Here is a 13,425-nt window from a genome sequence, read left to right as displayed (position 1 = left end):
CACATCACCGGCATCGTCAAAAATCCTTGTGCAACTGCAGCCCGACATAGCGCTGATCGTCGCGCGGCACCAGCCGGTATACATTGCCGGTGGCATTGGCCAGCAGCGGCGCATACGAACGATCGCCCAGGTTGCGGCCAAGCACTGCCACACGCCAGCCATGCACATCGTCGGCCAGCGCGATGCTGGCGTTCCAGATCGCATACGGGCCCTGGATGGTCTGCGGGGTCTGGCTGAGGTCGTACTGCAGACTGTCCTGCCAGCTCACATCGCCGTTGAATTCCAGCGCCAGGCTGCCGCGTAACGGTACCCGGTAACCGGCGCGCAGATTGCCTTTCCAGTCCGGTGAAAACGGCAGCGGCCTGCCATCGACATTGCAGTTGGCCGCTGCTGCGGCGGGGCAGGCAAACCGCTGGATGCGCGCCTGCGTGTAGGCCAGCGATGCGGCCAGGCTGAGCCGCTCGGTGGGCCGATACTCCAGATCCAGTTCCAGGCCTTGCGTGCGCACCTGCCCGGCGTTGATCAAGCGTGTCACCACCTGCCCGGCCACGGTGTCGAAAAAGTTGGCCTGATAGTTGGCGTACTCGGTATGGAACAACGCCACGTTGGCGCTGAGGCGATCGTCCAGCGCACGCGCCTTCAAGCCGAGTTCCCAGGCATTGGAGGTTTCCGGCTTCAGCGCCGGCGTATCGCGCGGCTGCATGTTGAAAAACACGTTGTAGGCAGGGCCCTTGTAGCCGCGCGAATAGGTGAGGTAGCCGGTGGTCTGCGCATCGAAATCGTATTGCAGGCCGGCGCGACCCGACACGCCGTTTTCTGCAGTGCTGCCACTGCTCGCCGTGGAGGGCTGGATACCGGTGACTGCGGCTGCGGAGCTGGACACGCGCCGATGTTGATAGTCGAGCGTGTCGCGGGTGAAGCGCGCGCCCAGCAACGCACGCAGATCCGGCCGCCAATGCCAGGTCGCTTCGCCGAACGCCGCATACGTTTCTGCACGCGTGCCGTAATCGGCCATACCCACGTTGCTGGCGGTGGGCGTCGTCACGGTGCGGCGATAGGTTTCGTCGTTGCGCGCGTGCAGGTAATACAGCCCGGCGACCGCTTCCACTGCACGGTCGCGCGGGGTCTGGATGCGCACTTCCTGCGAATACTGTGTGTAACCCAGATCGCCACGGTCGTGCGAGGACGGAAACGCCACGCTGCGTTGCGCAGTGCGATCGCCATCCTGGAACTGGGTGTTATCCCATTGCCGCCATGCGCTGATCGAGGTGAGCAGCGCCTCGCCGATGTGCTGATCCAGCTGCAGCGAGGCGCCCTTGTTGATGTCGTCCAGATGCGTGCGGTAATCGCTGTTGATCTGCCGGTTGTCGGCGCTGGCAGTGACTGGCGCAAGCGCCGCAGCGAAGTCCGCACGCGTGCTGGCCACCACTACACCGCTGGGCGCATCGCTGCGCGACTGCAGGTAGTCGGCGAGCAGCGTCGCGTTCAAGCTCGGGTTCGGGGTGAGATCCAGCCGCAGCCGCGCACCGGAGCGCTGGTAACCATTGACGGTCTGGCCGTCGGCCACATTGCGCACATTGCCGCCGTACTCGGCCCACAACGCCGATACGCTGGCCTTGAGCACCTCCGGCACCAGCGTGCCGCCCAGGCTGGCACGCACACGGTCTTCGTCGCCGCCACCGAAGTACGCGTAATCCACATAGCCGCCGAACACATCCGGCGCCGGCTTGCTGACGATATTGAGCACGCCGGCCGAGGCGTTCTTGCCGAACAAGGTGCCCTGCGGCCCGCGCAGGACTTCGATACGTTCGACATCGAGCAGATCCAGCGTCGCCTGGCCCGGCCGCCCCAGCACCACACCGTCGATGACCGTGGCCACGCTGGGCTCGACGCCTGGCGAGGTGGAGATGGTACCCACGCCACGCAGGAACAACGAGGTGTCCTTGTTGGAGGCGCCGGTGCGAAAGGTCAGGCTGGGCACCAGCGCCGGCAGGTCGGCCACGCTGTTGCGGTTTTCGCGCTCCAGCGTTTCGCCCTGCACCACCGACACGGCCACCGGCACTTGCTGCAAGGTGGTTTCGCGGCGTGTGGCGGTCACCGTCACCGCGCCCAAGGTCTGCGCGGCGCGGTCCGGCGTTGCAGCCGCCTCGCCCACTTCATCGGCCAGCACCGGCGTACATGCCCACGCCAGACTCCATGCCAACACCTGCGGCTTAGCCAACCATCTCGTAGCAGCAAAGATCCTTGCAGGGGTCCGGTGTCGCGCGGGCATGTATGTCCTTTCGTGGCGTCGGCTGTCTTGTCGCAGCGCTTGTGGATTTCGTTTGTTCGAGAGCGCCGTGCACGCACGGCGAACAGGGCGCAGCGCAGGCCGAGAAGGCAGTGCAATGCAATAGCGCATGCTGTTTGCAGCTGCCGCGAGCGTCAAATAACCAATGTTTAGGTGGTTATTCACTCACGCACCGCAGTGCGTGCGGATAGCCGGCGCCAAGCGCGCTCGAAGACCACCGATGCACAACATCGAGTCAAGTGGCGATAATGGGTTGATGGATGCACCCAAGCCCTGGCACCTCTACCTGCTGCTGTGTCGCAACGGCAGCTATTACGCCGGCATTACCAACGATCTGGAGCGGCGCTTCCAGGCGCATCTGCGTGGCACCGGCGCGCGCTACACACGCGCAAATCCACCACTGGAAGTGCTTGCCAGCCACCCGTATGCGGACCGCGCCGCCGCCTCGCGCGCAGAGTGGCAGCTCAAGCAGCAACCGCGCGCGCGCAAGCTGGCCTGGTTGCTGGCGCAAGCACACGACGGCGCCGAGTCACAGCTCGATGACGCATCGATCACGCCCGCCTAGCCGTGTGTTTTCTACGCTGCACCGCCATCAACCGCGGAGCAGCGCATGCACTATCAGCTCTACTACTGGACCGGCCTGCAAGGCCGCGGCGAATTCGTCCGCCTCGCACTGGAAGATGCCGGCGCCGACTACACCGACGTGGCGCGCGTGGAAGGCGATGACGTGATGAATGCCTTTCTGGAAGGTCACCAAGCCGGCGCCCAGCCGTTCGCACCACCCTTCCTCAAGGCCGGCGGCACGGTGGTTGCGCAGGTCGCAGCGATCCTGCATTTCATTGGGCCGCAGCTGAAGCTGGTACCGGAATCGGATGCACTACGCATCCAGGCATTGCAATTGCAGCTGACCATCACCGACCTGGCGGCCGAAGTGCACGACACCCATCATCCGATCGCCACCGGGCTGTATTACGAAGACCAGAAAGCCGAAGCGGCCAAGCGTGCCAAGGATCTGCGCGACAACCGCCTGCCCAAATTCCTGGGCTACTTCGAGCAGGTGCTGCAGCAGGCCGGCGGCATCCACGTACTGGGCACGCACTCGTATGTGGATCTGTCGCTGTTTCAGCTGATCAGCGGGCTGGAATACATGTTTCCCAAGCGCATGGCAACGCTGTCGACCGATCTGCCCGGCCTCAAGGCCTTGCAGCAGCACGTGGCCGAGCGTCCGCGGATTGCCGCCTATCTCGCATCCGAGCGACGTGTAGCGTTCAACACCAATGGCATTTTTCGCCACTATCCGGAGCTGGATGCGGCGTAATCGATACGGCTGCGTCTCCTGCATCGCGACGCACGTGGCACAGAAATTACCTGCTCCGATGCCGACACCGGATGCATGCCACTGCAGCATGCAAGGCCGCACTCAGTGCGGCGTCATCCTTGCGTCGATCGCAAGCCGCCTCAACGTCCCTGCAGCAATGACGTACGAATTCGCTGCAACTGCACCTTCACCGCAGCGGCCTGCGTCGGCCCCAGCCGCAACACGGCTTTTTGCCCAACCGACAGCGCTTCCAGCGCAGGATCGACAAAGCGATAGCGACCACGTTCGTCGCGCACCACCTTGATCGGTTGAGCCGGATCCGGCGTGCGTAACAGATGATCGATCACATCGATCACGCGGTCGTTGAAGTAACGATCCGGTGCGCCGAGATCAGCATATGCCTGTTGAAACAGCGGGTAGAAGCGCACATAACTGCGCACCAACGCCTGCGCATCCACCTGGGTGAATGCCGCCACGTAAGGCGCATAACGCACCGCATTGGCCTGATCGATCACAACAGCGCCAGCGGCGTCGAAGACCTGCAACTCACCGGGCACCGGCTGCAGCACCGAGACACGACGGCTGATGCTGGGCTGGGTCAGATTGTCGATCATTACCACAACACGCTCGATCAGATGCTTGCGCACCACGATCGACAACGCGCCATCGTCCTGCACCAGGTCCAGCAATGCCTGCCAGGCAGCCGCATCGCTCTGTGCCAGCGCAGGAATCGCAGCGTCGGCGGCATCGACCGAGGGCGCCTGCACCGGATGCCGTGGCCCGGCCGGCAGAGGCGGCGCGGGGGTCACAGCGGCTGCCACGGCGCTTGCGGTCTGGCTGATCGGCGCAGGCAACGCGCCCGGCGGAGTGGATGACCCGCCAAACAGCCACCAGGCGGCACCGGCCACCACTGGCACCGCCAGCAGCCACGGCCAACGCGAAGACTTCGATTGCATCGTGAAACTCCTTACATCGACAACATCCATGGTGTGACCATGAGATGGCGCCGTGGTTCCATCGATTTAGTCGGTCGAGGGCGCGGTGCCCTCACCGCTCGCGGGACACGCCGTGAACCCATCCCTGGGGGCTCGGCGGCGGCATCCATGCCGCCACACGGTCCCGCAATCGGCGAGGACACCGCACCAGAGAGTTGATCGGTTGCTTTGTTTAAAACCATACACACCGATCAACTCGACTGGTCCTTGCCCGCCCACCGTCGCGGGACCTTACGCGGCATGGATGCCGCGTAAGAGCCTACACGGACGTACTTGCGGCGTGTCCCGCGATGGTGGGCGGGCAAGGGCCCTGCAGCCAAGCTGCAGATCAGCCGCTCTACACCTGAATCTATCCGCGCTGTCCAACCACTCAAGACAACCAAGTTATCGAATTGTCGTGTCATGTGGATGCAGTCAAAAGCTGAGTCGATCGAGCGCGCGGTGCCCTCACCGCTCCAGCACTTTGGTCGGTGGCCCAGGTAAAAGCATTCCCGATGCTCGACTTGCGTTGGGAAGATGACCGGACACACCGTTATCCAAACAACGCACTGATGCATCGCTCGCAACCATGCAAACCGACCATCTCGATTGGTCCTTGCCCGCCCACCGTCGCGGGACCTTACGCGGCATGGATGCCGCGTAAGAGCCTACATGGACGTACTTGCGGCGTGTCCCGCGATGGTGGGCGGGCAAGGGCCCTGCAGCCAAGCCGCAGACCGCAGGCTTCGGCTTATCCACATTACCTAGTCTCGGACAAGGACGCCTGGCGTTGCCGCATCAAGCAACAACGCCAGCCGTCTCATACCCGCGAAGTAGGTGTGCCCGCCGCGCTCAGCTTGCGAAATCCAACCGCGCATTCACCCAAGCCGCCACGATGGCGGCGGCGACCTGATCGGCCTGTTTCGCAGGCAGGCGCTTCTCGCGCATCAGCCACGCTGCCGTATCGGCACGCACCTTCGGCAGCAACGCGCGCACGGCCTTGCGTTGCGCCGCCGGCCACTCGCTGTCTTCCCCGCTCCAGGCCGCAATCGCCTTGTCCGGATCGTCGCCGTAGCTCTTGCGCAGTGCAGGCGTCAGATACAACAACGGCGACACCGACGCGCGTAGCGCGATGATTTTCCACTCGGCGTAACTGGCGTAGCGAATGGTGCCGGCATCCTTGCTCAATGCCTCGATCAACCCGGCAAAGCCCGCATCCAGCTGCTTCCAGCTGGCCAATGCAAACAGACCGCCCGGCGGCTTGCAGATCGGCGCAAACCCGTCGCGTGTCGACCCATACAGCGAGCCAAATGCGTCGTATGCCGGCTCACCCACCGCAGCGAAGATGAAGCAATGCACGTAAGGACGCTGATCGCTGTCGTCGCGCTCGATCCACAAGCGTAGCAACGTCAAGACGCGTTCTGGTGCCTGCATGGCAGGCATGCCATCCACATCGTCGAGCAACGAGGCCGCAAACGTGTCGACCTTGCGCAATGCCTTGCGCGCACTCTCGAACCGCGCATTGGCCAGCGCCGCATCCACCCCCGCCGCAGGCACGAACTGATGCAAGTAAGCCAGCCACGCCGAGGCCAGCGGCGTGTCGTAGCCCTGCAACTGGCGCGCCGCGTCGGCAGGCGCCGTGGGAATGCTGGCAATGATGCGATCCAGTGCCTGTTGCTGCGCAGTCAGCGCCTTGGCCAGCACATCGGCTCTGGCCTTCAATGAGCGCTGCAGGCAGTCGTCCAGCTTGGCGTCCTGCGCGCAGGCATTGCGCTGCCGCAGCCACGCCCGTTGCTGATCGCGCACGCTCGCCACCGAACTGCGCGGCGTGGTCTCCACCAGCGCCCGATAGGACTCGTCCAGCTGATCGTCCAGATCACCGAGCGCCGGCACCGCACACAGCCGTTTTTCGACCGCAGTGCTCGCCTGCTTGCAATCGAACGAGGCCGCCCAGGCACCGCTTGCACCCAGCAACAGGGCACCACCAACCACTATCCGCACCGCGGCCGAGCGATAGTTCATTGCAACGCCTCCTTGCGTGCAGGCAGCAGCGACAGCAGCAACAACGTCACCGCCAGCGCGACATAGGCGCCGACGAACTGCCAGCTGATCACCCGCGCCAGGCCTTGCAGCGACCACGGTAGATAGATGCCGCCGCGCGGGTCCACCGAATGGATCAGGCCGAACAACGTCAGGCCAGCGGCCACCAACAAAAACACCGCGCCACGTCGCAGCCGGCCGTCGATCATCGCCGCCACGGCTGCGATCCACAGCATCGCGGTGATGATGAAACCATTGCCCAGCGCGAAGATCACCGCCAACTCCGGCAAGCCGTGACCATCGAGTTTGGTGGTGAGTGCGACCAGTTGCTCCGGCGGGATCCAGCCAGGCGCCTTGATGGTCAGCAGGTACGCCACCGAAGGCAGAAAGCCCAACACCATCGCGCCCGCGTGATGCCTGGGCGTGGCCTGAAACGCTTGCGTGGTGATGTCGATCGACACGTACACGATGATCGGTGCCAGCACCGCCAGCGGCACCCATTGCACCAGCCCGCTGATCACACCCAGCATGCCGCCGATGCCGACGAACAACCCGGTCAGCAACGTATAGCCCGAACGCGCGCCCATATGCTTGTACGCAGGCTGGCCGATGTACGGCGTGGTCTGCGCCACGCCGCCGCACACGCCTGCGACCAGGGTGGCGAAGGCTTCCACCAACAGAATGTCGCGGGTGCGGTAGTCATCGCCCGCAGCGCGTGCGCTCTCGCTGACATTAATGCCACCCACCACCATCAACAGACCGAACGGCAGCAGCAACGGCAGGTACGCCACCGTGGCCGGCAGTCCTTCGATAAAGCCCAGGTTCGGCAGCGGCAACACGATCTTGGGCGTCGCCCAGTCCGGCACGGCAAAACCCGGCGCACCCAGTCCGGCCAGTCCCAGCCCGTAATACAACGCGGTGCCGATGACGAAGGCGACCAGCACACCCGGCAACTTGGTCGGCAACCGGCCCTTGGCCAGCAGCACGTACAACAGCAGGCCCAAGGTGACAAAGCCGGCCACTGGCGAACGCAGCGTTTCCAGCAGCGGCAGCAAGCCCATCAGCACCAACGCAATGCCCGCGATCGAACCGAGCAGCGCCGCCCGCGGCAGCGCGCGCGTGACCGCCTCGCCAGCAAACGACAGCACCAGCTTGAGCAGGCCCATCACCACCAGCGAGGCCATGCCGAGTTTCCAGGTGGCAATGGCGGCCGCCTGCGGGTCCAACCCCTGCGCCTTGAAGCCGACGAACGCCGGGCCGAGCACCAGCAGCGCCATGCCGATGCTGGTGGGCGCATCCAGGCCCAGCGGCATCGCGGTGACGTCGTCGCGTCCGCTGCGTGCGGCCAGCCGCCGCGCCATCAAGGTGTAGAGCAAATTGCCAACCAGCACGCCGAACGCGGTGCCAGGAAACATGCGTTCGAATATCACGTCAGCGGGAAACTGGAATATCCCGATGAGCGCCATCGCGATGAAGCCAAGGATGGAGAGATTGTCGACGACCAGGCCGAAGAAGCCATTGAGGTCGCCGGCGACGAACCAGCGCGGCGATGCCGCAGTACGCGAGGAAGAGGCCGACATGGGAGCCAGGAAGCGTGGGGATCGCCCGATGGTAGCCGCTGCCCCGCATGCGCGACAGCGGCGCGATGGATCAGAGCGTGTCGTTGCGCTGGTCGATGCAAGGGTGCGCCCGTCCGGCGCTTGCCGGCACGCTGCCGCCCATAAGCGCTACTGCGTCCGCTCCTGCATCGCTGCAGCGACCTCGATCCAGCCGACGCTGTCGCTGCGGCCGGCACTGCGATAGCGCACCTGCACGCGCGTGGCATCAGCGCTGACATCCAGCGCGTCGGCCCGATCGCCCTGCACCAGATAGCGCTTGGTGCTGGTCGAATTAGGCGTGGCGTACAGCGGCAGGCGCGCCACCTGCACACGCAGCTGCACCGGCATCGGTGCCTCCAGCGTCGTGCCGATCTCGCTTGAAACCTTCGCCCCGCGCGCGTCATAACGCGGCCACACCGAGAGCGGCATGCCATCGTCGGTGCCTGGATCCAGCAAGGTCTGGATGTCGGGCGAGGCGATCGGCTGCTGCGTCCTGGCCACATACAGCCGCCCATCGGCGGCGTAGCGATAGACGTCGGCGTACCACATCGGCCCGCTGCGGCAGGAGCTCGTCAAGCTGCGCTGCTGCTTGTCGGGCGTCAGATTGAAGAAACCTTCGCATTGCACCGCCGGGCGCGTGGGCACGGTCAGTGCACGAAAGCGGCGTTGCGCCGGATCGAACACAAACACCAGCACCGCCTCGTTGACCTGGCCGAGCATTGCCGACACCGCAAGATCTGGGTGCCCATCGAAGTTGTAGTCGTCGCTGTCCACGCCCGTGCCGCCTTCGCCGTCGTCCACGTTCGCGTCGAACCATTGCTCCTTGCCGCCTGGGCTAAACACCACCTGCAGGCGTGCGCCGACCAGTGTGGCGGTGGCACGCGTGTGCGCGTCGATCTGCACCTGCACGCTGGTGTCGCGTGCCAAGGACGCGAACGACAGCCCGCCAAGCGCGGCGAATAACAGCGCGCGCGCAGCCCTCACACGCATTCGGCGCAGAGATTCAAGGCGCATGGTCAGCAGACTCAGAACGACACCTCAACCGCCTGCCGCGACCACAGCACCGACTGGTGACCGGTGGCCTGCTTCCAGGCCAGGCGGATCGCCTCGATATCGTTGCGCCGCTGCGGGGTGTCCTCGTGCAGGATCACCAGCACCTTGGTGCCCAGCCGGTTCGGCTCCTTGGCGCCGCGGAACAGCCACTGGCCGTAGGCGTCGAACACGGTCAGCCCATCCGGGAAGCGCGGCGTCACTTCCTTGTCCAGGAACGCGCGCCACTGGGTCTCGTCGATGGTGCGGGTTTGCGGGCGATCGGCCGGGCCGGTTTCCTCGCCCACGCCAAAGTACAGCTCGCTGCGTACCCAGCCGCGGGCGGTCGCCGGCCGCGCCGCATCGCCTTGCAGGCTGGCAGTGGTCGAGCCCGGCGCGCCGCCGGGAGTGGTGGCACAGGCGGACAACGCCAACATGGCGGCAAGCAAGCAGGACGGCAGCAACTTCATCGACTTCTCCACAACGGATATTTTTACAACGCGTATTGGGCAGGCTCATGCAGGCCGGGCATCAGCTGATGCCGGCGTGCGCGCACTGTGCCATCTCGCACGCGTCTGAACAACGCGATAACATCTCTCTATCCGGATGAATGTGGACGATCCGAACCCCTTTGCGCCCCTGCCCGGCCGGATGCCGACCGCGCGGCGCGTTTGCAGTTGCAGTCGCAGGAGAGAGAAATGACCCGCCCCACCCTTTCGGCTATCGGCCTGGCCGTGGCAGCCGTGTTGAGCGCCAACGCACAGGCCCAGCAGGCCGCCCCCGGCGCCCCCACGCTGGACACGGTGATCGTCACCGGCACCCGTGCCAGCGACCGCACCGTACTGGAATCGACCGTGCCGGTGGACGTGCTCACCGCCGAAGACATCCGCAAGGCCGGCGTGGTCAATGGCGAGCTAGGCAGCGCGCTGCAGGCGTTGCTGCCCTCGTTCAACTTCCCGCGCCAGTCCAACTCCGGCGGCGCCGATCACATCCGCGCTGCGCAGCTGCGCGGGCTCTCGCCCGATCAGGTGCTGGTGCTGGTCAACGGCAAGCGCCGGCATACCTCGGCGCTGGTCAATACCGACAGCAAGATCGGCAAGGGCACCACGCCGGTGGATTTCAATTCCATCCCGATCAATGCGATCAAGCGCATCGAAGTGCTACGCGACGGTGCCGGTGCGCAATACGGCTCGGACGCGATCGCCGGCGTCATCAACGTGATCCTGGACGACAACCCCGAGCGCGGCGAGCTGGAAGCCAGCTTCGGCGCCTACAACACCGATGTGGAGCCGATCAATCGCCGCGTCACCGATGGCCAGACCAGCTACGCCAGCGCCAAGGTCGGCAGCCTGCTCGGCGATGACGGCGGCTTTTTCAAGGTGGGCCTGGAGCTGAAGAATCGCGAGGCCACCAACCGCGCCGGCTTCGACCAGATTCCCTCGTTCGAAGAACAGACCCCAGCCAATCTGGCGCTGGCCGGCCAGCGCAATTACGTGCTCGGCGACGGCGCCACCAAAGGCCTGAACGCCTGGCTCAACACCAAAATTCCCTTCAGCGCCAACGGCGAGTTCTACGCCTTCGGCACCTACAACCAGCGCGACACCGAAGGCGCCAATTATTTCCGCTACCCGGATGGCAGCGCCAACTGGCGCGAGATCTACCCCAACGGCTACCGCCCGATTTCCGAAGGCGAGAATCGCGATCTGCAGATCGTCGCCGGCGCCCGTGGGCAATTGGGCAACTGGGACTACGACGCCAGCGTCAACTACGGCCGCAACGACTTCACCTACCGGTTGCGCAACTCGCTCAATGCCTCGCTCGGCCCCGGCAGCACCACCCGCTTCAAGACCGGCGATTTCGCCTTCGCGCAGACCGTGGGCAATCTGGATCTTACCCGCGTGTTCGATGCCGCCGGCGCCACCCACACCTTCGGCACCGGTGCCGAATTCCGCCGCGAGCAATACCGCACCCACGCTGGCGACCCGGCCAGCTATGCGGCCGGCCCGTTCACCGATCGTCCCACCGGCTCGCAGGCCGGCGGCGGCCTCACCCCGCAGGACGAGGCCGATCTGTCCCGCAATGTGGCCAGCGCCTACGCCAACGTGTCGAGCCAGTTCGGCGACAAGTTCTCCACCGACCTGGCCGGCCGCTACGAGCATTACCAGGATTTCGGCAGCCAATGGACCGGCAAGCTGGCGGCGCGTTATGCGTTCGCACCGGCGTTCGCGCTGCGTGGCGCGATCTCCAACAACGTGCGTGCCCCCTCGCTCAGCCAGATCGGCTACGAGGCCACCTCCACCGGCTACGACGCCGCCGGTCGCCTGACCCAGGGCCGCCTGCTGTCGGTCAACAACCCGATCGCACGCGCGCTCGGCGCCACCGACCTGAAGCCGGAAAAGTCGCTCAATTACAGCCTGGGTTTCACCAGCAAGCTGGGCGATCACTTCGACCTGTCGCTGGACTTCTTCCAGATCGACATCGACGACCGCATCGCGCTGTCCGAAGACATCACCGGCGACACGCTGACCGACTTCGTGCAGCAGAACTTCGGCGTCACCGGCGTGCAGAGCGCCAGCTACTTCCTCAACGCCGCCGACACCCGCACCCGCGGCGCCGAGCTGGTCGGCAACTGGCGCCAGTACGCCTTCGGCGGCGACCTGCTGCTGACCGGCACCTACAGCTACGCCAAGACCGAATTGAAAAACGTCATCGGCACCCCGGCGCAGCTGCTGGCACTGAACCCGGACTACGTGCTGTTCGGGGTGGAAGAGAGCAACACGCTCACCGATGCCGCGCCACGCACACGCGCGGCCCTGGCAGCCAACTGGAACAACGAGCACTGGAACCTGCAGACGCGCGTCAATCGCTACGGCAGCGCCACCCGCGTGTTCGATTTCGGCGGCGGCTTCGTGCCACGCCAGACCTACGGCGCCGAGTGGCAGCTGGATCTGGAAGCCGAGTACCACCTGGGGACGCAGTGGACGCTGGCGATCGGCGGCCAGAACATCCTGGACAACTACTCGGACCGCTCCATCGACGACATCGCCTACTTCGGCAACCTGCCCTACGACGTGCTCTCGCCGATCGGCAGCAATGGCGCGTATTGGTATGGGCGGGTGCGGTATAGCTTCTGAGCAACAGCGCAGAGCTTAAAACCTCTCTTCCTCAGATAGGCTGCTTTAGCCCCTCTCCTACGGGAGAGGGGTTGGGGTGAGGGTACGGAGCGAAGCCCTCGTGGCGTTCCAACTGCACGAGGCTTCGCTCGTACCCTCATCCGCCCCTGCGGGGCACCTTCTCCCGAGGGGAGAAGGGACCGCACCCGCTACTGCATAACCTGAATATCACACCGCTTTGCGCACACTAGCGTGATGGCAGACGTGTATTCCCCCCTTCCGTTGCCGCCATTGCTGGACGATGCCTGCGCATTGTTTCTGGACGTGGACGGTACCCTCATCGACTTTGCCGACAGCCCCGAGGCTGTGCGGCTCTTGCCCGAGGTCCGCGAGGCCATCGGGCGTTTGAGCGATCGCCTCAATGGTGCAGTCGCACTGGTCAGCGGGCGACCGCTATCGCAACTGGACGCCTTGTTCGCGCCGCTGCTGCTCCCGGCTGCCGGCCTGCACGGCCATGAGCTACGCAGCGATATCGCCGCACGCGCCGCGATGCCGCAAGACACCTCCGAATGGCTGCACGGCTTGCATCAGCGCGCCGCCGCACTCACGCATCAACACCCCGGCGTGCTGGTCGAAGACAAAGGCGTCAGCGTTGCGCTGCATTGGCGCGCACAGCCGCTCGCCGGCCCAGATGTGCTGGCCTTCGCGCAACAGGAAATCGCACAACTTTCCGGCTATCGCCTGCAGCCTGGCGACCACGTCGTGGAATTCGTTCCCGAAGGCAGCAACAAGGGCCTGGCGGTCGAACAACTGATGCAGCACGGCGCATTCGCCGGCCGCACACCGGTGTTCGTCGGCGACGACCTCACCGATGAATTCGGCTTCGAAGCTGCCAATCGCCTCGGCGGCTGGAGCGTGCTGGTCGGCGATCGCGCGCAGACCAGCGCGCGCTTCCGCGTCGCTGGCACTGCCGATGTGCATGCGTGGTTGCAACGCAACGCGCGCCCAGCCTGAGAGCCGCGCGCCTTCCCCTCTTCTCTTCAAAAAGGATCGTTCGCACTCC

The 13,425-nt window shown here is 65.0% G+C and carries 10 protein-coding genes; 4 read left to right on the top strand and 6 right to left on the bottom strand.

Annotation, left to right across the window (positions count from 1 at the left end):
* Nucleotides 1-16: 16 nt before the first annotated feature.
* Nucleotides 17-2,272 carry a TonB-dependent receptor gene (locus AC1PLU_RS05760; protein WP_481107951.1) on the bottom strand — a complete coding sequence of 752 codons (2,256 nt, stop codon included), beginning with the start codon at nucleotides 2,270-2,272 and terminating at the stop codon, nucleotides 17-19.
* Between the two features lie 274 nt (nucleotides 2,273-2,546).
* Here AC1PLU_RS05760 and AC1PLU_RS05755 point away from each other — a divergent pair, with 274 nt between their 5' ends.
* Together AC1PLU_RS05755 and AC1PLU_RS05750 are read left to right on the top strand one after the other, a co-directional pair.
* A complete protein-coding gene (locus AC1PLU_RS05755; RefSeq protein ID WP_481094392.1) occupies nucleotides 2,547-2,855 on the top strand; it encodes a GIY-YIG nuclease family protein in 309 nt (102 codons plus the stop codon).
* A 45-nt stretch (nucleotides 2,856-2,900) separates the two neighbouring features.
* Nucleotides 2,901-3,608 carry a glutathione S-transferase gene (locus AC1PLU_RS05750; protein WP_481094380.1) on the top strand — a complete coding sequence of 236 codons (708 nt, stop codon included), beginning with the start codon at nucleotides 2,901-2,903 and terminating at the stop codon, nucleotides 3,606-3,608.
* 140 nt (nucleotides 3,609-3,748) lie between these two features.
* On the opposite strand, the gene AC1PLU_RS05745 is transcribed toward AC1PLU_RS05750, so the two are convergent.
* From AC1PLU_RS05745 to AC1PLU_RS05725, 5 genes are all read right to left on the bottom strand, one after another.
* Nucleotides 3,749-4,564 carry a DUF3014 domain-containing protein gene (locus AC1PLU_RS05745; protein ID WP_481094381.1) on the bottom strand — a complete coding sequence of 272 codons (816 nt, stop codon included), beginning with the start codon at nucleotides 4,562-4,564 and terminating at the stop codon, nucleotides 3,749-3,751.
* An 870-nt stretch (nucleotides 4,565-5,434) separates the two neighbouring features.
* A complete protein-coding gene (locus tag AC1PLU_RS05740) occupies nucleotides 5,435-6,604 on the bottom strand; it encodes a lysozyme inhibitor LprI family protein (protein WP_481095603.1) in 1,170 nt (389 codons plus the stop codon).
* Nucleotides 6,601-8,202, bottom strand: a complete 1,602-nt coding sequence (locus AC1PLU_RS05735) for a hypothetical protein (RefSeq protein ID WP_481095602.1) — start codon at nucleotides 8,200-8,202, stop codon at nucleotides 6,601-6,603. Before AC1PLU_RS05735 ends, AC1PLU_RS05740 begins: the two co-directional genes overlap by 4 nt.
* A gap of 147 nt (nucleotides 8,203-8,349) precedes the next feature.
* Nucleotides 8,350-9,234 (bottom strand): FG-GAP repeat protein, encoded by an 885-nt coding sequence (locus AC1PLU_RS05730; RefSeq protein ID WP_481095601.1) that lies wholly within the window; start codon nucleotides 9,232-9,234, stop codon nucleotides 8,350-8,352.
* 11 nt (nucleotides 9,235-9,245) lie between these two features.
* Nucleotides 9,246-9,719: a DUF3574 domain-containing protein gene (locus tag AC1PLU_RS05725; RefSeq protein WP_170118597.1), complete on the bottom strand. Its 474-nt coding sequence runs from the start codon at nucleotides 9,717-9,719 to the stop codon at nucleotides 9,246-9,248.
* 228 nt (nucleotides 9,720-9,947) lie between these two features.
* On the opposite strand from AC1PLU_RS05725, the gene AC1PLU_RS05720 reads away from it, so the two are divergent.
* Together AC1PLU_RS05720 and otsB are read left to right on the top strand one after the other, a co-directional pair.
* On the top strand, nucleotides 9,948-12,383 hold the full coding sequence (locus AC1PLU_RS05720; RefSeq protein ID WP_481107950.1) for a TonB-dependent receptor plug domain-containing protein: 2,436 nt from the start codon (nucleotides 9,948-9,950) through the stop codon (nucleotides 12,381-12,383).
* A 234-nt stretch (nucleotides 12,384-12,617) separates the two neighbouring features.
* A complete protein-coding gene (otsB, locus tag AC1PLU_RS05715; RefSeq protein WP_481095599.1) occupies nucleotides 12,618-13,376 on the top strand; it encodes a trehalose-phosphatase in 759 nt (252 codons plus the stop codon).
* Nucleotides 13,377-13,425 lie beyond the last annotated feature (49 nt).

Source organism: Xanthomonas sp. NCPPB 2933 (assembly GCF_056725225.1).
The sequence above is the reverse complement of the archived record's forward strand: the minus strand, read 5'-3'. Positions and strand labels throughout refer to the sequence as shown.